The 19,875-nt window shown below is 70.9% G+C and carries 14 protein-coding genes and 1 pseudogene; 12 read left to right on the top strand and 3 right to left on the bottom strand.

What is annotated here, in order from left to right; genetic code table 11:
- Positions 1 to 402 precede the first annotated feature (402 nt).
- The 5 genes from CSR00_RS12950 to hflX all read left to right on the top strand — a co-directional run bounded on the left by CSR00_RS12950 (position 403) and on the right by hflX (position 5,288).
- On the top strand, positions 403 to 1,263 hold the full coding sequence (locus CSR00_RS12950) for a DMT family transporter (RefSeq protein WP_099022804.1): 861 nt from the start codon (positions 403 to 405) through the stop codon (positions 1,261 to 1,263).
- 10 nt (positions 1,264 to 1,273) lie between these two features.
- The gene (locus CSR00_RS12945) at positions 1,274 to 1,978 is read left to right on the top strand and encodes a class III extradiol ring-cleavage dioxygenase family protein (protein ID WP_099022817.1); all 705 of its coding nucleotides are present in this window, start codon (positions 1,274 to 1,276) and stop codon (positions 1,976 to 1,978) included.
- Positions 1,975 to 2,883, top strand: a complete 909-nt coding sequence (gene miaA, locus CSR00_RS12940; protein ID WP_099022816.1) for a tRNA (adenosine(37)-N6)-dimethylallyltransferase MiaA — start codon at positions 1,975 to 1,977, stop codon at positions 2,881 to 2,883. Before CSR00_RS12945 ends, miaA begins: the two co-directional genes overlap by 4 nt.
- Positions 2,884 to 2,887: 4 nt before the next feature.
- Positions 2,888 to 3,760 carry a diaminopimelate epimerase gene (dapF, locus tag CSR00_RS12935; protein WP_099022803.1) on the top strand — a complete coding sequence of 291 codons (873 nt, stop codon included), beginning with the start codon at positions 2,888 to 2,890 and terminating at the stop codon, positions 3,758 to 3,760.
- 100 nt (positions 3,761 to 3,860) lie between these two features.
- Positions 3,861 to 5,288, top strand: a complete 1,428-nt coding sequence (hflX, locus tag CSR00_RS12930) for a GTPase HflX (RefSeq protein ID WP_099022802.1) — start codon at positions 3,861 to 3,863, stop codon at positions 5,286 to 5,288.
- 219 nt (positions 5,289 to 5,507) lie between these two features.
- On the opposite strand, the gene CSR00_RS31250 is transcribed toward hflX, so the two are convergent.
- Complete coding sequence (locus CSR00_RS31250; protein ID WP_245905980.1) at positions 5,508 to 5,885, bottom strand: MSCRAMM family adhesin SdrC; 378 nt, start codon at positions 5,883 to 5,885, stop codon at positions 5,508 to 5,510.
- Between CSR00_RS31250 and CSR00_RS12925 the strand changes: the two genes are divergently transcribed.
- The 5 genes and pseudogenes from CSR00_RS12925 to CSR00_RS12905 all read left to right on the top strand — a co-directional run bounded on the left by CSR00_RS12925 (position 5,884) and on the right by CSR00_RS12905 (position 13,090).
- Positions 5,884 to 8,373 carry a S15 peptidase family protein gene (locus CSR00_RS12925; RefSeq protein WP_245905979.1) on the top strand — a complete coding sequence of 830 codons (2,490 nt, stop codon included), beginning with the start codon at positions 5,884 to 5,886 and terminating at the stop codon, positions 8,371 to 8,373. The two genes, CSR00_RS31250 and CSR00_RS12925, sit on opposite strands and share 2 nt — an antisense overlap.
- A 90-nt stretch (positions 8,374 to 8,463) precedes the next feature.
- Positions 8,464 to 9,669: a thiolase family protein gene (locus CSR00_RS12920; RefSeq protein WP_099022800.1), complete on the top strand. Its 1,206-nt coding sequence runs from the start codon at positions 8,464 to 8,466 to the stop codon at positions 9,667 to 9,669.
- A gap of 86 nt (positions 9,670 to 9,755) precedes the next feature.
- Positions 9,756 to 10,160: a Zn-ribbon domain-containing OB-fold protein gene (locus tag CSR00_RS12915; protein ID WP_099022799.1), complete on the top strand. Its 405-nt coding sequence runs from the start codon at positions 9,756 to 9,758 to the stop codon at positions 10,158 to 10,160.
- Positions 10,161 to 10,172: 12 nt separating this feature from the next.
- Positions 10,173 to 12,420 (top strand): annotated as a pseudogene (locus CSR00_RS12910) (acyl-CoA dehydrogenase family protein).
- 67 nt (positions 12,421 to 12,487) lie between these two features.
- The gene (locus CSR00_RS12905; RefSeq protein ID WP_099022798.1) at positions 12,488 to 13,090 is read left to right on the top strand and encodes a TetR/AcrR family transcriptional regulator; all 603 of its coding nucleotides are present in this window, start codon (positions 12,488 to 12,490) and stop codon (positions 13,088 to 13,090) included.
- Here CSR00_RS12905 and CSR00_RS12900 read toward each other — a convergent pair.
- Together CSR00_RS12900 and CSR00_RS12895 are read right to left on the bottom strand one after the other, a co-directional pair.
- Positions 13,063 to 13,578 carry a hypothetical protein gene (locus CSR00_RS12900; RefSeq protein ID WP_099022797.1) on the bottom strand — a complete coding sequence of 172 codons (516 nt, stop codon included), beginning with the start codon at positions 13,576 to 13,578 and terminating at the stop codon, positions 13,063 to 13,065. The genes CSR00_RS12905 and CSR00_RS12900 overlap by 28 nt on opposite strands.
- A complete protein-coding gene (locus tag CSR00_RS12895) occupies positions 13,575 to 15,917 on the bottom strand; it encodes a molybdopterin guanine dinucleotide-containing S/N-oxide reductase (RefSeq protein ID WP_099022796.1) in 2,343 nt (780 codons plus the stop codon). Before CSR00_RS12895 ends, CSR00_RS12900 begins: the two co-directional genes overlap by 4 nt.
- A gap of 153 nt (positions 15,918 to 16,070) precedes the next feature.
- Here CSR00_RS12895 and CSR00_RS12890 point away from each other — a divergent pair, with 153 nt between their 5' ends.
- A complete protein-coding gene (locus tag CSR00_RS12890; RefSeq protein ID WP_099022795.1) occupies positions 16,071 to 17,231 on the top strand; it encodes an acyl-CoA dehydrogenase family protein in 1,161 nt (386 codons plus the stop codon).
- 347 nt (positions 17,232 to 17,578) lie between these two features.
- Positions 17,579 to 19,849, top strand: a complete 2,271-nt coding sequence (locus CSR00_RS12885; protein ID WP_456093786.1) for an LGFP repeat-containing protein — start codon at positions 17,579 to 17,581, stop codon at positions 19,847 to 19,849.
- Positions 19,850 to 19,875 lie beyond the last annotated feature (26 nt).

Here is a 19,875-nt window from a genome sequence, read left to right as displayed (position 1 = left end):
CAACACCAACGGGGTGGTCTTCCTAGCCACGACGGCCGGCAACATCGTCCGAATCGACCTCGACCGCAACACCGCGTGCACTATCGCTTCCGGAATGGTGGGTAGCACCTCGGTGCGCTTCGGCGTGCCGCCGGGGGCCGGATCTGATGTGGTCATGCGGTACCGGTACCTACCCTCCGCGCGGTGCTTCCCGCGCAACTGCCGCGCGACGCGGCGCCTGTGAACTCCATCTGGCCGGCCGGGTCGGGGACCCGGAACAGTTCCTAGGGTATTCAAGCAGGCCGGGCGCGCGGACGGGGTCACCTTCGCGTTGCAGAACACGCGCGGGTTGCGTCTACTGGGCACCGACAACCACAGGAGGACACGCATGGCCGGCGCGCCAGGCCGGGGTGGCGGGGCCCGGTGAGCCGATTCGACATCGCGGTGCTCCTGGCGCTGGCCGCCGCCGTGTGTATCGCGATCGGCGACGCCAACCAGCAGCGTGCGGCCCAGCACCTCGCCGATCCCGACAGCGACCGCGTCGCGGTGCTGCTGGGGCTGCTCAGGGACCGCGGGTGGTGGTTGGGCTCGGTGGTGGCGATCGCCGGCTTCGCGCTGCAGGCGGCGGCGCTCAGTTTCGGGTCGGTGGTGCTGGTGCAGGCGCTGCTGGTCACCTCGCTGCTGTTCGCGCTGCCGTTCGGGGCGTGGCTGGCCCACCGGCGGGTGCCGGCCCGGGAGTGGGTGTGGGCGGCCGTTCTCGCCGCGGCCGTGGCCGTGGTGGTGGTCGTCGGTAACCCGACGGAGGGCGCGGCCCGTGCCTCGTTCGAAGCCTGGCTGCCCGCGGTCGTCGTGTTGGGGCCGCTGTTCGCCGTGGGGCTGTTGGCCGTCGCCGCGACGCGCGGTTCGGCCCGCGCCGCGCTGCTGGGCGTCCTGGCCGGCGGTCTGTGGGGGGTGTTCGCGCTGCTGACCAAGGGCGTCGTCGCCGCCGGGATGGACGGACCCGGCGCCCTGCTGCGCTGCGGTGAGCTCTATGCCCTGATCGCGGTGTCCCTGGCCGGGCTCACGCTGCAGCAGTTGTCCTTCCACGCCGGCCCGTTGACGGCCGCGCTGCCCGGGGCCGCGGTGGCCGAGCCGGTGGTGGGGGCCGCGCTGGGCATCGTCGTGCTGGGCGAATCGGTGCACCCCGGGCGCTCCGGCGGGGTGCTGCTGGGTGCGGCGGTGGCGATGATGGTGGTGGCCACGCTGGCGCTGGCCCGCCACGAGGGCACCCCCGCCGCCGACTAGCGTGGTCGAGGTGCTGACCGCCATCGCGATCGTCCCGTCGGCGCCGGTGCTGGTTCCACAGCTCGCCGGCGCGGCGAGTTGTGAGCTCGCCGAGGTGCACGCCGGGCTGGCGGCCGCGGTCGCGGGCCTGCCCGAACGCTGGGTCGCCGTCGGTGTGGCCGAGACGGCGATGCGCATCGGTCCCGACGCCGCCGGGTCGTTCGCCGGTTACGGCGTCGACCTCGAGGTGGCCCTGTCGCCGGGCGGACACCCGTTGCGGCCGATGCCGCTGTGCGCGTTGATCACCGCATGGCTGCGGAGCACGTTCCGCAGCCGGGCGCACGCGGAGGTCCGCTGTTTCGCCGCCGGCGAGGACGCCGAGGTCGCGCTGCGCCAGGGCCGGGCCCTGCGCGCCGAGATCGACGAGGCCGCCGACCCCGTCGGCGCGCTCGTCGTCGCCGACGGCTGGCACACCCTGACACCGTCGGCCCCCGGCGGCTTCGACCCGGATTCACCGGCACGGCAGCAGGAACTCGACGACGCGCTGGCCAGCGGTGACGCCGCCGCGCTGACCCGGCTGCCCGACGCCGTGGTGGGCCGGGTGGCGTTCGCCGTCCTGGCCGGGATGGCCGAGCCCGCGCCGGCGGCCGCCGAGGAGTTCTACCGCGGAGCGCCCTTCGGCGTCGGCTACTTCGTGGGCCGGTGGTCGCCGCGGGTGCCGCGGACCGACCCGTGAGACCGATCGCCGTCATCGGGCCGACCGGGACGGGAAAGTCCGCGCTGGCGCTGGCGGTGGCCGAACGGCTCGGCGGCGAGATCGTCAACGCCGACGCCATGCAGCTCTACCGGGGCATGGACATCGGAACGGCCAAGCTCGCCCCGGAGCAGCGCCGCGGCATCCCGCACCACCAGCTCGACGTTCTCGACGTCACCCAGAACGCGACCGTCGCGCGCTACCAGCAGGATGCCGCCGCCGACGTGGAGGCGATCGCGGCCCGCGGCTGCGTGCCGGTGATCGTGGGCGGGTCCATGCTCTACCTCCAGTCCCTGCTCGACGACTGGGCGTTTCCCGCCACCGATCCCGCGGTGCGTGCCCGGTGGGAGCAGCGGCTGGCCGAGGCCGGGACCGCGGCCCTGCACACCGAACTGGCCCGGCAGGACCCGGCCGCGGCCGCCACCATCCTGGCCAGCGACGGCCGCCGCATCGTGCGGGCGCTGGAGGTCATCGAGCTGACCGGCCGGCCGTTCGCGGCGTCGGCCCCTGTGATCGGGGCGGCGCCACGATGGGACACCGCCATCGTTGGCCTGGACTGGGACACCGACCTCCTGGACGCACGTCTTCGGCAGCGGACCGAGACGATGTTCGCCGACGGGCTGGTCGGCGAGGTCACGACGCTGATCGGGGCGGGTCTGCGCACCGGCACCACCGCGCAACGCGCGCTGGGCTACGCCCAGGTCCTGGCGGCCCTCGACAGCGGCGACGACGGGTCGGCGGCCCTGGAACCCACCTTCGTGGGCACTCGCCGCTATGTGCGCCGGCAGCGTTCGTGGTTCCGCCGCGACCACCGGATCATCTGGCTCGACGGGGCGGCGCCGGACACCGTGGCGGCCACGGTGCGGGCCTGGCGCGACGTATCCTGAGCAGGTGAAGTTCGCCAAGGGGCACGGCACCGAGAACGATTTCGTGCTGCTGCCCGATCCCGAGGCGCGGCTGCGCCTGGCGCCGGCGGCGGTGGCCGCGCTGTGCGACCGGCGCCGCGGGCTGGGCGCCGACGGGGTCCTGAGGGTGACCACCGCCGGGGCCGCGCACCGCGCCGGCGTCCTCGACCGCCTGCCCGACGGGGTCTCCGCCGGGGACTGGTACATGGACTACCGCAACGCCGACGGGTCGATCGCGCAGATGTGCGGCAACGGGGTGCGGGTGTTCGCCCACTATCTGCGGGCCGCCGGGCTCGTCGGGTCCGACGAGTTCGTGGTCGGCTCGCTGGCCGGTCCGCGGCCGGTGGTGCTGCACCACCACGACGCCGTGGGCGCCGAGGTCACCGTGGAGATGGGCAAGGCGAACGTGCACGGTGCCGGCGCGGCCGTGGTGGGCGGCCAGCGCTTCACCGGCCTCGCCGTCGACGTCGGCAACCCCCACCTGGCCTGCGTCGATGCCGGGCTCACGCCCGAACGGCTGGCCCACCTCGACGTGGCCGCCCCCGTGGATTTCGATGCGGTGCAGTTCCCCGAGGGCGTCAACGTGGAGGTGTTGACGGCGCCGGCCGAGGGGATGGTGAGGATGCGGGTTCACGAACGCGGGGTGGGGGAGACCCGCTCGTGCGGCACCGGCACCGTCGCGGCGACGGTGGCCGCGCTGCGCCATCTCGGTGCCGACACCGGCACGTTGGCGGTGCGGATCCCCGGCGGCGAGGTCAGTGTGACCGTCACCGACGCCACCAGCTACCTGCGCGGGCCCTCGGTGCTGGTGGCTCACGGTGAGCTCGCCGAGGAATGGTGGGCGGCCCAGCTGGGTTAATAGGGATGCGTGTTCCGTCCAGGACGGGCACCATCGATGACTACTTATGACGACATCCAAGACGAACAGCACATCTGGCCCCGGCGCCGGGCCGGCGTCGATGCACGGGCTCTCCGGGTCGGCGGCCGGGACCCCCAGCGCCGGGGAACTGGCCCTGGAGGACCGCACCGCGCTGCGCCGGGTGGCAGGGCTGTCCACCGAACTCGCCGACATCTCCGAGGTCGAGTACCGGCAGCTGCGGCTGGAACGGGTCGTGCTCGTCGGGGTGTGGACGGAAGGCAGCGCCGCCGATGCCGAGGCCAGCCTCGCCGAATTGGCTGCGCTCGCCGAGACCGCCGGCTCCGAGGTCCTCGAAGGGCTCATCCAGCGCCGTGACAAGCCGGACCCCTCGACCTACATCGGCTCGGGCAAGGCCGCCGAACTGCGCGAGGTGGTGCTGGCCACCGGCGCCGACACGGTGATCTGCGACGGCGAACTGTCGCCCGCACAGCTGACGGCCCTGGAGAAGGCCGTCAAGGTCAAGGTGATCGACCGCACGGCGCTGATCCTGGACATCTTCGCCCAGCACGCCACCAGCCGGGAGGGCAAGGCACAGGTCGCCCTGGCCCAGATGGAGTACATGCTGCCGCGGCTGCGCGGCTGGGGCGAGTCGATGTCACGTCAGGCCGGCGGTCGCGCCGGCGGGGCCGGCGGCGGCGTGGGCACCCGCGGGCCCGGCGAGACCAAGATCGAAACCGACCGCCGGCGCATCCGGGAACGGATGGCCAAGCTGCGCCGTGACATCCGCGACATGAAGAAGATCCGCGACACCCAGCGTGGCGGGCGGCGGCGCAGCGATGTGCCGGCCGTGGCGATCGTCGGCTACACCAACGCCGGCAAATCCAGTCTGCTCAACGCGCTGACCGGTGCCGGGGTGCTGGTGGAGAACGCGTTGTTCGCCACGCTGGAACCCACGACCCGGCGTGGACACCTGGGTCCGCCGGGGGAGAAGGGCCGCCCATTCGTGCTGACCGACACCGTCGGGTTCGTGCGGCACCTGCCCACCCAGCTGGTCGAGGCGTTCCAGTCCACCCTCGAAGAGGTGATCGACGCCGACCTGCTGGTGCACGTGGTGGACGGTTCGGATCCCAACCCGCTGGCCCAGATCGCCGCCGTCCGCCAGGTCATCGACGAGGTCGTCGTCGATCGCGGGCTGCGGCCGGTGCCAGAGTTGTTGGTGGTGAACAAGATCGATGCGGCAGGCGACCTGACGTTGGCCAAACTGCGCCGCGCGCTTCCCGGGGCGGTGTTCGTTTCGGCGCGCACCGGCGACGGGCTGGACCAGCTGCGCCGACGCATGGACGAACTCATCGAGCCCACCGATATCGCGGTGGACGTCACGATCCCCTACGGCCGCGGCGACCTGGTGGCCCGCATGCACGAGATCGGCCGGGTGGATGCGACCGAGCACACCGACGGCGGCACCCGGATCAAGGCGCAGGTCCCGGCCGCGCTGGCCGCGACTCTGCGTGAATTCGCCACCGCGTAGGAGTCCGCGCCGGCGGGGCCCGCACGTGGCGAATCCCCGGATATTGACACGCGAGCAAACATTCATCGCCAAAACGGTCAATCCGCTGTGGCAACGGGGCTAGAGTCCTGCCGAGGTCAAGGTCGACCCGCAGGAGGATCTCATGGGCGCCGCACGCTACATCGGTCGAGTCGGAGGGCTTGCGGTAGCCCTGGGAGTGGGCACGGCGATCATCACCGGTCAGGGTGTCGCCGCCGCGGACACCGGGAGTTCCTCCTCGGGCGGCTCCGGCGGGTCCTCCAGTAGTGCCTCATCGGCGGGGTCCTCGTCTTCGTCGTCAACGTCGACGTCTCGGGAGCGCAAGACCCGGTCCACCCGCACCTCGACGTCCTCGAGTGCCGGCGATGAGAGCGGCGCGACCCGGACGAAACGCCATGGCAAGCGCGGGGACAGCGACACCGACACCAGCGGCGCCGGCGACTCGACCGGGGCCTCCTCATCTGACTCGGCGTCCGACACGGCGGCCGATTCCTCCTCAGGTTCCACGTCTGACTCCACGACCGACGCCACGTCTGACTCCACGTCTGACTCCACGTCCGACGCCACGTCTGACTCCATGGCAGCGTCCGTGGCGTCCGGGGAGCGCTCCGGCGGGCGCGCGACCAACCGGTCCAAGCGCGCCGTGTCGGCCACCGTCGCCGACCAGAGCGCCACGGACGCCGCGGCCTCGGGGGACACCGACGCCGCGGCCTCGGGGGACACCGACGCGGCGGCGCAGTCCTCCGGCGACAGCACGCCCGCGCTCGGTGAAACCGAGCGCGCGGTCGCCGCCGAATGGCTGGCCAACCCCCGCATGGCCGCCGGACGGGCCACCGAGGCCGCGGCGACGGCCACCGTGGTGACCGATGCGGTCTCGGAGGTGCCGGTCCAGGCGGAGCCGGCCGCGGTCTCCGGAGAGTCGGCCGGGTCCCCGACGACCGCGCCCGAGGAAGCGCCCCCGGTCACCCCGAGCGTCGTGGCCGGCGCCCTCATCGACGACGTGCTCAACCCCTTCTCGGGCGGCGCGCCGGCGACACCCGGCGACTCCCCGGCGGAATGGCTGCTGCTGGCGGCCGCCCGCCGTGAGCTCGGCGTCGACGCCGCCGACGCCGCGACCCCGCCGGTCAGTTACGCGCCGGTCATCACCCTGGAGAACTCGGTGATCAGGGGGGTCAATTCCGACGGTGAGACCCCGCCGGTCTCCGAGAACGGCAATCCGCTGACCTACACCGTGGTCTCCGACCCCAGCGCGGGCGGCAAGGTGCGTCTGGACTCGACCACCGGCAACTTCTCCTTTCTGCCCGATCTCTCGGTGGTGAACAGCCAGACCAGCGAGCAGTTCTCGGTGCGGGTCAGCGAGACCACCCAGTTGGTGGCCTTCCTGGAGAAGGTGCCGCTGGTGGGTGGGCTGGTCCAGCCGATCGTGTTCGGGCTGCAGCAGGTTCCGATCGTCAACACGCTGCTGGGCCCGCTGATCGGCTACGGGATCACCTCGACCGTCGACATCGACCTGGCGACGCTGGCGCCCACCGGCACCCCGGTGGCGTTCACGACGATGATGCCGTCCTTCGACGGAACCCTGATCAGCGTGAACTACTTCCCGGCGTCGGACGCCACGCCCGGCTACACCGCGCCCACGATCCTCAACGGCCCGGGCCTGGGCGCGGCGGGCAACACCGACCCGGACTCGGTGCTGACCACCCTGGACTCGGTGCCCGGACTGGTGCCCCTGCGCGATGCCGGGTACAACGTGGTGACCTGGGATCCGCGTGGTGAGTTCGCCTCCGGCGGTGTGCTGCAACTGGATTCGCCGGCCTTCGAGGGTCAGGACGTCAAGTCGATCATCGACTGGGTCTCCACCCTGAGCAGCACGAAGTTCGAATCCGGCACCGACCCGATGCTGGGCATGGTGGGCGGTTCCTACGGCGGCGGCATCCAGCTGGTGACCGCCGGGATCGACTCGCGGGTCGACGCGATCGTGCCGTCCAGCGCCTGGAACACCCTGAACGCCAGCCTGTACACCAACAACGCGTTCAAGACGTCCTACTCGGCGCTGCTGCTGCTGGACCTGGTGACCACCGGTGCCCGGATCAACTCCCAGATCTACTCGGGCATCATCACCGGATCGCTGCTGGGCGTGCTGACCGAGAGCCAGCAGGCGTTGCTGGCCTCCAGCGGACCCGACTTCCTGCTCTCCAACATCAGCGCACCCACCCTGTTCCTGCAGGGCACCGCCGATGTGCTGTTCCCGCTGGAGCAGGCGCTGACCAACGCCGACAGCCTGGACGCGACCGTGCCCACCAAGATGGTGTGGTTCTGCGGCGGCCACGGGGTGTGCCTCAACCCGATCAACCCGCTGCAGAGCGATCTGCTGATCTCCGAGACGCTGGACTGGCTGGACCGCTACGTCAACGAGGACACCATGGTCGACACCGGACCCGAGTTCTCCTGGTTCGATCAGGACGGGCAGTACTACACCTCGGACGTCTCGCCGCTGGATCCGAATTTCTACGGCCCCGACTTCGGCGGCGCCAGCGCCGGCGGGTTCCTGCCGATCTTCCCGCTGCTCGGTGGTTCGGGCCCGCAGAACCAGGCGCCGCTGCCGGTTTCCCTGGGGCTGGGCTCCGAGGCCGGCAACGCGGTCAACCTGTCCGTGGCCGCCCCGCCGGACGCCAGCGAGGCCGACCCCGTGGAGGTCGTCGGCGCGCCGACGCTGACGTTCACCTACTCGGGGCTGGGCACCAGCCGCCACCTGTACGCGCAGGTCGTCGACGACCAGACCGGCCTAGTGCTGGGCAACATCGTGACCCCGGTCCCGGTGACGCTGGACGGCCGCTCGCACACCGTCACTATCGACCTGGAGGACATCGCCTACACGATGGGACCGACCGACTCGCTGACGGTGCAGCTGGCCGCGGCCGCGACGCCGTTCCTGAACTTCACCGGCTTCGGCTTCGTCAACGTCAGCGACATGTCGGTGGAGATTCCCACGGTCGGTGCCGGTGCCAACGCGATGAGTGAGATGCCGGCCGTCCCCGAGGCCCAGGCCGTGCTGGTCACCGCCTAGCAACCGGGGCGTCCCGGCAAAAATAGAAATTAGGTTCTCATTCCAGTACGCTGCCCGTCGGGCGGGGTGCGAGGAAGGGAACGGTCACCGATGGGTTTGCGGGGCGAAGCGGCGATCGTCGGATTCCACGAGCTGCCCGCGGTGCGTAAACCGAGCGGTCCGCCGGAGTTCACCATCGAGCAGTGGGCGAGGTTGGCGGCCGCGGCCGTGGCCGACGCGGGGTTGCGCGCCGAGCAGGTCGACGGCCTGGTGACCACCGGCGTCTTCGAGTCGGAGATCTTCGTGCCCTCGACCGTGGTGGAGTACCTCGGGCTCACGGTCGACTTCGCCGAGTACGTCGACCTGGGCGGGGCCAGCGCCGCGGCCATGGTGTGGCGGGCCGCGGCCGCCATCGAACTGGGCATCTGCCAGGCCGTGCTGTGCGCCATTCCCGCCAACTTCGTCACCCCGACGCACGAGGACCGCCCCCTGAACATGGGCGACGCGCTCTACTTCGGGGCCTCCAGTTTCCGGTACGGCTCTCCGCAGGCCGAGTTCGAGATCCCCTACGGTTACCTCGGCCAGAACGGCCCGTACGCCCAGGTCGCTCAGATGTACGCGGCCGCTTACGGTTACGACGAGCGGGCGATGGCCAAGATCGTGGTCGATCAGCGTGTCAACGCCAACCACACGCCCGGCGCGGTGTTCCGCGACACGCCGATCGGTGTCGAGGACGTGCTTGCCAGCCCGGTGATCGCCTCGCCGCTGCACATGCTCGAGATCGTCATGCCGTGCATGGGCGGCTCGGCGGTGCTGGTCACCAACGAGCGCCTCGCGCGCCAGAGCCGCAACCGCCCGGTGTGGATCCGGGGATTCGGTGAGCGAGTGCCCTACAAGTCCCCGGTGTACGCCGAGGACCCGCTGACCACACCGATGGTGAAGGTCGCCGCACGGGCCTTCGGCATGGCCGGGCTGGGCCCCGCCGACATGGACATGGTCTCGATCTACGACTGCTACACGATCACCGCGCTGCTGACCCTCGAGGACGCGGGCTTCTGTGACAAGGGCAAGGGAATGCAGTTCGTCACCGACCACGACCTGACGTTTCGGGGCGACTTCCCGATGAACACCGCCGGCGGCCAACTCGGCTACGGCCAACCCGGCAACGCCGGCGGTATGCACCACGTCTGCGACGCCACCCGCCAGCTGATGGGGCGCTCCGGAGCGACCCAGGTGCCCGACTGCAACCGGGCGTTCGTATCGGGCAACGGCGGGGTGCTCAGTGAGCAGGAAGCCCTGGTGCTGGTGGGCGATTAGGCGCCCTGGTGCTGGTGGGAGAAAGGCTGGACGGATGACCTGGACGGATGACACGGACGGATGACACGGACGACGCAGGTGCCCCGATGAGGCGCCCGGTTCCGCTGCCGACCCCGGTGTCGCGGCCGTACTGGGATGGGCTGCGCCGCCACGAGGTGTGGATCCAGTACTCGCCCTCGCTGCAGCGCTTCGTGTTCTATCCCCGGGTGCTGGCACCGGGAACCCTGGCCGACGACCTGCAGTGGCGCCGGATCTCCGGGGCCGGGACGCTGGTCAGTTTCGCCGTGGCGCAGCGGCCGGTGGCTCCCCAGTTCGCCGACACCGTGCCGCAGCTGCCGGCGGTGGTGCAGTGGGAGGAGGGGCCCCGCTTCGCGACCGAACTCGTCGGCGTCGACCCCGACGAGCTGACCGTGGGCATGGCGGTGACACCGGTGTTCGCCGACTGCCCCGACGACGGTGTCACGCTGCTGCGCTACACCGCCAGGCGATAGGGGAGTCGCGGCATGGGTGTGGCGCTCACCGACGAGCAGGTCGCCCTCGGCGAGGCGATGACGGGATTCGTGGCCCGCAACGCCACGATCTCGCAGACCCGGGAGCACGCCGGCGAGATGGCCGCCGGCGCTCTGCCCGCATTCTGGGACGCCCTCGTCGGCCAGGGCTTCCATGCGGTGCACCTGCCCGAGGAAGCGGGTGGTCAGGGCGGGCGGCTAGCGGACGTGGCCTGCGTGATCGAGGCGGCCGGTCACGGCCTGCTGCCCGGCCCCCTGCTGCCCACTGTGATCGCGGGCGCCGTGGCGACCGGTTGCGGAGACGGACCGGCCGCCGCGACGCTGCTGGCCGATATCGCGTCGGGTCGCACCGCGGCGGTCCTCGCCCCGGGTGCGGGCGAGTTGGCGGCCCGCCCCGTGGACGGAGGCTGGGCGCTGACCGGGGCGGTCGGACCCGGGATCGGGGTGTGCGCGGCCCAACGGGTACTGGTGCCGGCGCGTACCCCCAGCGGCGCCGAGATGTGGTTCGTGCTCGACCCCGGCGCCGCGGGCCTGCACGTCAGCGTCGAGGCGTCGACGGATCTGACCCGGGACGTCGGCACGCTGCATGCCCGAGACCACGCGGCCGGCAGTGCCGCGGTCGTCGAGGGCCTCGACTCGGCGGCGGTGCGCAGCACCGCCGCCGCGCTGATGGCCGCCGAGGCCGCGGGCATCGCCCGGTGGTGTGCCGAGAACGCCGTCGCCCACCTGAAGGTCAGAGAGCAGTTCGGGAAGCCAATCGGGGCGTTTCAGGCCCTGCAGCACAAGGCGGCGACGCTGTACCTGGACAGCGAACTGGCCGCGGCGGCAGCCTGGGACGCCGTGCGCGCCCAGGGTCAGCCGCGTGCGCAGCGCCAGGCCGCCGCCGCCGGGGCGGCGTTGGTCGCGGTGGCCGCGCTGCCCGACCTCGCGCTGAACGCGCTGACCATGTTCGGGGCGATCGGATACACGTGGGAACACGACCTGCACCTGTATTGGCGTCGCGCGATCAGCCTCGCCGCGGCCGTCGCCCCGGCGGCGGTCTGGGCCCGCGAGCTCGGGGACCCCTCGGCGGAGCCCCGGGATTTCACGGTGGAGCTGCCCGATGTCGAGGCGGAGTTTCGCGCCCGGGTCGCCGAGGTTCTCGACCGTGCCGCGGCCCTGCGCAACGACACTCCCGGTCGCCAGAGCCCCGACCACCTCAACCTCTACAGCGGCCCGCAGCGTGACGCGCTCGCGGCGGGAGGACTGCTGGCACCGCACCTGCCGGCACCGTGGGGCCTGGACGCCACGCCGGTCCAGCAGCTGATCATCAACGAGGAATTCGACAAGCGTCCCGAGATCGTCCGGCCCTCACTGGGTATCGCCGAGTGGATCCTGCCCACCATCCTGTCGTTCGGTTCGCCGGCGCAGAAGGACCGCTTCGCCGACGCGATTCTGCGGGGCACCCTCGCCTGGTGCCAGCTGTTCAGCGAGCCGGGCGCGGGTTCGGATCTGGCCTCGCTGCGGACCAGCGCCACGCGAGTCGAGAGCGGCTGGCGGATCAACGGGCAGAAGGTGTGGACCTTCCTCGGCGCACACCGCCGACTTCGGTGCGCTGCTGGCCCGCACCGACGCGGAGCCGGCCACATCCGCCGCGGGGTCCAACAAACATCGAGGCATCGGCTACTTCCTGGTCGACATGGGTGCACCGGGCATCACCGTGCGGCCGCTGCGCACCGCCACGGGCGACGCCCACTTCAACGAGGTGTTCCTCGACGACGTCTTCGTTCCCGACGACATGCTGGTGGGGGCGCCGGGCGAGGGTTGGTCGCTGGCGCTGGCGACGATGGCCAGCGAACGGGCCGCCATCAGCGGCTACCTCAACAACGATCGGGAGGCGGTGCTGCGCGACCTGGCCGGCCGGCCCGGGGTGGACCTGCACGACCTGCGCCGCGTCCTGGGGGAGGTCCGGGCGGCCACCAACGCGGTCTCGGCGCTGGGTCTGCGGGATATCCTGAGCCGGCTCGCCGGGCACGCGCCCGGGCCGGCCACCAGCCTGGCCAAGGTGGCGACCGGCCGGGTGCTGCGCCAGATCTCCACGCACGCGCTGGACCTGTCCGGACGCGCGGGCCTCGTCGACGCCGGTGCGCAGACCCCGCTCGCGCACACGCTGCAGCTGCCCGCCGAACTGATCGGGGGCGGCACCATGGAGATTCAGCTCAACGTCATCGCGACGATGATTCTCGGACTGCCCAGAAAATGACCCGGGGACAAGCGTGGGTGAACACCGCGTCGGAACCCCGAACCGCCCCGGTCACACTGGAGCGGTGATGTCTGAGCGCGCCGCTTCGGATCTGCCCGACTACAAGCGAGCCCGTCGCTCGCGCATCGTCGGCGCGGCCCTGGCGGCCCTGAAGGAACACGACTACGACCAGATCCAGATGCGCGACGTCGCCGAGCGGGCCGACGTCGCCCTGGGAACGCTCTACCGGTACTTCTCCTCCAAGGAGCATGTCTATGCGGCGGTCCTTCAGGAGTGGGCCCGACCGGTCTTCGGTGACCCCGGCCGTGACTCACCCCCGACGCAGGCCCAGTTGCGCGCCAAGATCCGCGCGATCATCGCCAGCTTCGAGAAGTGGCCGGGGTTCTTCAAGATCTGCCAGCTGCTGCAGAACACCACCGACCCCAATGCCCAACAGTTGATGGCCGAATTCGCTGACGCGGCGGTCGGTTCGCTGGCACGGGACTTCACCGCGCTGGGCGAGCCGGCGGCCTCCGACACCGCGATCATGTTGTGGGGCATCATCAACACGATGCTCACCGGTGCCATACTGCGTGGGCTGCCGATGGCCGACGTGTACCGGGTGGCCGACTCCTTCCTGGATCTGGTGGCGCCCCGGCTCGATCACCCCGGGGGGGCGGCCGGCTCGTAGACCTCCTCGGCGGGCGCCGCCATCACCGTGCGGGCCAGCCGGGCCTTCAGCTCGTCGAGCCGGGATTCCTGTGCCGCGGTGCGGTTTTCGGTCCTGGCCAGGTCGATGAACTCCTCGGTGACATACCCGTCGCGCAGCACCAGCGTCACGCTGCGGTCTCCGATGCCGATGTCGAAGACGAAATCCTCCAGCAACCGCCCGCGGTCGGGGCGCTGCAGGCCGCGGTCGACGCGGAACCGGCCGTCGGTCACCGCACGGGTGACCGCCTCGATGCCATCGCGTGCACCGGGGCCGCGGAATGCGGTGCGCACCAAGATCTCCCGCCGTGGCGGCGGCTGGTCGGGCGACAGCAGGGCGAAGGCGCGCTGGAGCACCTTGAATGCATGGGCCACGCCGCCGGGCGAACCGGGGCCGTGGTAGCGCATCAGGTCCTCGAAACCGAACCGCAGGATCTGCCCGCGGTCGCGCACCGCCAGGGTGTCGCTCACCGGGTCACCACCGTGGGCGGCTCGTGGGCGCGCACGGGCGGCAGGGGCCCGGTGTGCCTGTGCACCTCCACCAGGACGTGGGCCCCGGTACACCCCCGGGACAAGGCGGAACTGCCGACATCGTCGGTCAGCACGTTGGGGTTGCCGTGCGCACACAGTGAATCCGGATCGGCGGGATCGACGGGGTCGTACCAGGCCCCGGTGGCCAACTGGACGACGGAGCGGCGCACGCCCTCGTCGAGCACCACGCCCGCCAGGCAGGCGCCCCGATCGTTGAACACTCTCACCACGTCGCCGTCGGACAGGCCGCGTTCGGCGGCGTCGCAGGGGTGGATCCGGATGGGCTCACGGCCGGCCACCTTCGCGGCCTGACTGGTGGCTCCGCCGTCGAGCTGGCTGTGCAGGCGGGTGGCGGGCTGGTTGGCCAGCAGGTGCAGCGGATAGCGTCGGGCACGCGGGCCGCCGAGCCACTCGCTGGGTTCGTACCACCTCGGGTGCCCTGCGCAGTCGTCGTACCCGAACCCCGCGATGGTCGGCGAGTGGATCTCGATGCGTCCGCTCGGGGTGGCAAGCCGATGTTGGACCGGATCGGCCTGGAAGTCCGCGAGCAGGGTCAGGCCCTCCTGCACCGGTAGGCGCACCCGGCCGGCCGACCAGAACTCCTCGAAGTCGGGAACCTCGAAGTCCAGGCGGCTCGCCCAGGTGTCGTAGAGGTGGGCCAACCACTGCCGCTCGCTGCGGCCCTCGGTGAACTCGGCACCGAAGCCGAGTCGCTGGGCGAGTCCGGCGAAGACCTGATAGTCGTTGCGCGCCTGGGCGTAGGGGGGCGCCAGGGCGGGCATCGCCATCAGCACCGGGTCGTTGCGTGATCCCGAGAAATCGTCGCGTTCATAGGCGGTGGTGGACGGCACGACGATGTCGGCGTGTTTGGCCATCGCCGTCCAGTACGGGTCGTGGACGACGACGGTGTCCACGCGGCCCAGTGCGCGACGCAGCCGGGGCAGGTTCTGGTGGTGGTGGAACGGATTACCGCCGGCCCAGTACACACAGCGGATGTCGGGAAACGTCAGCCGCTGGCCGTTGTAGTCGAAGGGCTCGCCGGGGTGCAGCAGCATGTCGCTGACCGCGGCCACCGGGATGAACTCCCGCACCGGGTTGATCCCCTGCGGCAGTACCGGAAGGCCGCACCGCAGCGGAGGCAGCCCGGGTTCGTTCATCGAACCGTAGCCGTGGCCGAATCCCCCTCCGGCCAGGCCGATCTGGCCGAGCATCGCCGCCAGCGTCAGCCCCATCCAGGGTGCCTGCTCGCCGTGGCGTGTCCGCTGCAGCGACCAACTGACCGTGACCAGGGTGCGCCCGGCCGCCATCCGCCGGGCCAGCTCGCGCAGGGTCGCGGCGGGCAGCCCGCACCGCTGCTGCGCCCACTCCGGCGACTTGGGTGTGCCGTCGTCGGTCCCCAGCAGGTACCGCTCGAAGACGGCGTATCCGGTGCAGTGGGAGGCCAGGAACGCCCGGTCGGCCAGATCCTCGGTGGCCAGCACATGGGCGAGTGCCAACATGATCGCGACGTCGGTGCCCGGCACCGCCGGCAGCCATTGGCAGTCACCGTCGACATCGTCGCGCAGCGGCGAGACCGACACGATGCGCCCGCCGCGCTCGCGGAACCGGGCCAGCGCCCCGCGCGCGGGATGCGCCGTGGTGCCGCCGTGGTTGACCGCGGTGTTCTTGGTGCCCACGCCGCCGAAGCACACCAGCAGGTCGGTGTGTTCGGCGATGACGTCCCAGCTCGTCGATCTCTTGAACAGGTCGTCGTGGGTGCCCACGACGCGCGGCATGATCACGCCGCTGGCGCCCAGACTGTAGGAGTGCCGAGAGAAGGTGTAGCCGCCGAGCAGGTTCAGGAAGCGGTGCACCTGGCTCTGTGCGTGGTGGAAGCGCCCGGCGCTGCCCCAGCCGTAGGACCCGCCGTAGACCGCGGAGTTGCCGTGCCGGTCGACAACCCGCCGCAGCTCGCCGGCCAGCAGGTCGGTCAGCCGATCCCAGGACACCTCCACGAACTCGTCGGAGCCGCGGCGGGTGGAGGGGCCCGGGCCGTTCTCGAGCCAGCCCCGCCGCACCGCGGGTGCACGCACCCGTGACCGGTGGCGCAGGGCTCCGGGCAGGTTGCCCAGCAGAGGGGAGGGGTCGGCGTCGTCCCGGGGCGCGGCGACCGCGCGGATCTCGCCGTCTTCGACCCGGGCACGAAACGCGCCCCAGTGGGTCAGGCCGGCCGGCGCCGCGTCGTCCACCCCGGTCCCCGGCGTGGGCTCGGGTGTGGGCTGGGGTGTGGTCTTGGGCATGGACCCCGTCACCGTCTGCACCGCGGACATGGAGGGGACATGGAGGGCAAGTGTACGGGGGTGCCTGGGCCCCCCGTTCTTTCGACCAACCGCTCGGTTGGTATATCGTCGGGGCAGATTCCACAGTTTGATCAAACTTCGCCGGAGGTCCCCGTGAACAACGCCGTGAAGTACCAGCGCACCCTGTTCGAGCCGGAGCACGAACTGTTCCGCGAGTCCTATCGCGGCTTCCTGGACAAGCACGTCGCGCCGCACCACGAGCAGTGGGAGAAGGACAAGATCGTCGACCGCGGCGTCTGGCTGGAGGCCGGCAAGCAGGGCTTCCTGGGGATGGCCGTGCCCGAGGAGTACGGCGGCGGCGGCAACGACGACTTCCGCTACAACACGGTGCTGGTGGAGGAGACCGTGGCCGGGCGCTACAGCGGGCTGGGTTTCTCCCTGCACAACGACGTCGTGCTGCCGTACCTGCTGAGGCTGGCCACCGAGGAGCAGAAGCAGCGCTGGCTGCCGAAGTTCTGCACCGGGGAGCTGATCACCGCGATCGCGATGACCGAACCCGGCACCGGCAGCGACCTGCAGGGCATCAAAACCCGGGCGGTCAAGGAGGGTGACCACTACATCCTCAATGGTTCCAAGACGTTCATCACCAACGGAATCAACTCCGATCTGGTGCTCGTGGTGGCGCAGACCGACCCCGACAAGGGCGCGCTGGGCTTCTCGCTGCTGGCCGTAGAACGTGGGATGGAGGGTTTCGAGCGGGGTCGCCACCTCGACAAGATCGGCCTGGACGCGCAGGACACCGCCGAGCTGTCGTTCACCGACGTGAAAGTGCCCGCCGAGAACCTGCTCGGCGAGGAGGGGCAGGGCTTCGTCTACCTGATGCAGAACCTGCCGCAGGAGCGGATCTCGATCGCCATCATGGCGATCGCGGCCATGGAGGCGGTGCTGGACGAGACGATCCAGTACACCAAGGAGCGCAAGGCTTTCGGCAAACCCATCGGCAGCTTCCAGAACAGCCGGTTCCTGCTGGCCGAACTGGCCACCGAGACCACCGCGGTGCGGATCATGGTTGATGAATTCATTAAATTGCACCTCGACGAGAAACTCACCGCCGAACAGGCCGCAATGGCGAAGTGGTATTCCACCGAGGCCCAGGTGAAGTTGATCGACCGTTGCCTGCAATTGCACGGCGGATATGGCTACATGCGCGAATACGGTGTCGCGCGGGCCTACCTCGATGCGCGCGTGCAGACCATTTACGGTGGTACCACCGAGATCATGAAGGAGATCATCGGCCGCAGCCTGGGCGTATGAGGGCGTGGGGTGAACCCGTCAGCGTCGGTCTCGGCACCGGATCCCGCAGCGGCTCCGGTGCCGATTCCATTCCGGGTCGCATTGCAGATCGCCGCCGGATCAATTCGGCACGCCTCGTCGCGGCTTCGCCGCATTTGCTTACGCGATGGGTATTGTCTCCGCAATGACGGTTGAACGGCCAGCGAGCAGGTCAGCGCCGCATCGGTAACCGACGCGGTCGGATGCGGGCACACGTGAGGCAACCGCGGGGAGTGGGCATGACGAGGCAGCGATACCCAATGCGACGACGAAGGCCGTTCCGACCTCTCGCACGAGCGACCCTGGGAGTGGCCCTGGTGGCCCTCGCGATGGGCCTGTTCGCGCCGCCTGCCCTCGCCTCGCCGGAGAGCGACGCCGCCGATGCCATCAATGCCGCATGGACCGAGGCCGGGGCCGAGAACTCCCAGCTCGGCCCCAAGGACGGGGACGTCTACCCGGTCGGGAACGGGTTCGCGCAGAACTTCGCCGGGGGCGCCGTGTTCTACTCGCCCGACACCGGCGCGAGGATGATGTACGGGGCCATCCTGGACAAGTACCGCGAGCTGGGTGGCCCCGCCGACAGCGACCTGGGATTCCCGGAGATCGACGAGGGGGCCGGTCTCGTCGGTCCCGACAGCCGCAATGTCATCTTCAGTGCCGGCGACAACCCGGTCATCTTCTGGACCCCCGATACCGGCGCCTGGGTGGTACGCGGGCCGATCAACGCGGCGTGGGACCAGCTCGGCGGGTCCGCGGGTGTCCTGGGTGTCCCGGTGGCCGCCGAGACCTACGACGGCGACGCCATGAGCCAGAAGTTCAGCGGCGGTGAGGTCACCTACAACGACGCCACCGGGGAGTTCACCACGGATCCGCCGGGCCTGGCCGACCAGCTCACCGGCCTGCAGATCCCCTCGGACCCGGTCTCGGAGATCAATCGGGCCTACCGCGCCTCCGGTGGAGCCGGCGGGCCGCTGGGCGCGCGCGAGGGTGCTCCCTACCCGGTCGGCGACAACGGCACCGCGCAGAACTTCGCCGGCGGCAAGATCTTCTACACCCCGGACACCGGTGCCAGCGTCCTCAGTGGCGACATCCTGGCGAAGTACGAGGCCCTGGGCGGTCCCACCGGTGACTTCGGCTTCCCGGCCACGGGCGAGCAGGACGGCGGCGCCCCCAACAGCCGGATCGTGACGTTCACCGGCGCCGGCGAGCCGGTGATCTTCTGGACGCCCGACGAACGCGCGGTCGCCGTGCAGGGCTCGATGAAGGCGGCCTGGGAGAAACTCGGCGGTGCCACCGGCGAACTGGGTGTACCGGTGTCCGACCAGACGGTCGACGGCGATGTCGTCACACAGCGGTTCAGCGGCGGGCAGGTGTCGTGGAACAGCAAGACCAACACCTTCACCTCCGATCCGGCCAACCTCGCGGAGTCCCTCAACGATGTGCAGGTGCCCGCCGGCAGCACGCCGACGGCCCAGGCGCCCGCCGGCGGAGACGAAGGCGGCGGGGGGCTGCGCTGGCAGACCTGGTGGCTGTGGTGGATCGTCCCGCTCGCCTTCCTGGTGGTCGCCTCGCTGGTGGCCTGGCTGTTCATGCGTCGCCGCCGGGGTGGCCGGGCCGACCACGACCAGGCGGACTATGACCGGGCGGACTATGGCCGGGCGGACTATGACCGGGCGGATTTCGACAATCCCGATTTCGGCGCCGACGACGACTACCTGGACTACACCTCTTCCGGGGCCTCTTCCGGGGCCATACCCGGGGCCGCACGCGAGCCCGAGGGCGAGGGCAAGGACGGACGCTGGTCGGCGGCCGGCGCCGACCTCGGCGACGATCGGGGTCGGTTGGAGGACCGGGAGGACGACGAGGTGGGCTACCTGGCCTCGCGCGGCCGCTGGGCCGACCAGGCGGGACTCACAGAGGCCGGAGGGGTCGCCGAATCCGAGGAATCCGACGAGGACTGGGCGGCGTCGACCGCCTTCATTCCCGGCGCGGCGGCCGAGCCCGGGGAGTTGTTCACCCACCACGGTGCCCACGAAGCGCCGGAGCACGACGAGTACGAGGACGAGAACCCCGACGATGTCGACACCGCCCCGACGCTGATCCCCTCCGAGGGGTCCGAGCCGTCGGGCCGACACGCCGCGGCGTCCTCGGCGGCGCCGTCGGGGTGGACGGAGGAGCCGGGGTGGGATGACGAGGACGACTATCTGCCCGGCCCGCAGTCACTGTTCACGCCCGTCCAGGGGGCTGTGCCCCCGCCCGAGGGCCGCGAGGACGTCGCCGAGGAGCAGGTGGTCGAGGACTACCACGCCGAAGGGGTGGCCTTCTCTCGACTCGAACACGGCGGTCAGCCGGCCCATCTCGCGGAGGAGTACGAGCAGTACGAGGAGTCGGAGACCGGGTTCGGGCAGGAACAGGCACCGGCGATTCATCTGCCCCTCGACGACCCGGATGAGGCTCCTGCGGGCTATCCGGTCAAGGGCAGCATGCGCACGGGGACCTACCACACCCCCGGCAGCACCTCCTATGAGTCGGTGACCGCCGAGATCTGGTTCGCCAGCGCCGAACTCGCCGAAGCCAACGGATTCACGCGCGCGCACTGACCTCCACCCACTACCGGCACTACCGG

This window comes from Mycolicibacterium palauense, assembly GCF_002592005.1.
GTDB classification, from domain to species: Bacteria; Actinomycetota; Actinomycetes; order Mycobacteriales; family Mycobacteriaceae; genus Mycobacterium; species Mycobacterium palauense.
This window is presented reverse-complemented; position numbering and strand designations above follow the sequence as displayed.

Excerpts from the sequence above, each read along its gene's own strand:
- CSR00_RS12915 (WP_099022799.1), top strand. The coding sequence starts at position 9,756 with ATGAGGCGCCCGGTTCCGCTGCCGACCCCGGTGTCGCGGCCGTACTGG.
- CSR00_RS12920 (WP_099022800.1), top strand. The coding sequence starts at position 8,464 with ATGGGTTTGCGGGGCGAAGCGGCGATCGTCGGATTCCACGAGCTGCCC.
- CSR00_RS12885 (WP_456093786.1), top strand. The coding sequence starts at position 17,579 with ATGGGCCTGTTCGCGCCGCCTGCCCTCGCCTCGCCGGAGAGCGACGCC.
- CSR00_RS12895 (WP_099022796.1), bottom strand. The coding sequence starts at position 15,917 with ATGCCCAAGACCACACCCCAGCCCACACCCGAGCCCACGCCGGGGACC.
- CSR00_RS12905 (WP_099022798.1), top strand. The coding sequence starts at position 12,488 with ATGTCTGAGCGCGCCGCTTCGGATCTGCCCGACTACAAGCGAGCCCGT.
- CSR00_RS12925 (WP_245905979.1), top strand. The coding sequence starts at position 5,884 with ATGGCAGCGTCCGTGGCGTCCGGGGAGCGCTCCGGCGGGCGCGCGACC.
- hflX (WP_099022802.1), top strand. The coding sequence starts at position 3,861 with ATGCACGGGCTCTCCGGGTCGGCGGCCGGGACCCCCAGCGCCGGGGAA.
- CSR00_RS31250 (WP_245905980.1), bottom strand. The coding sequence starts at position 5,885 with ATGGAGTCAGACGTGGCGTCGGACGTGGAGTCAGACGTGGAGTCAGAC.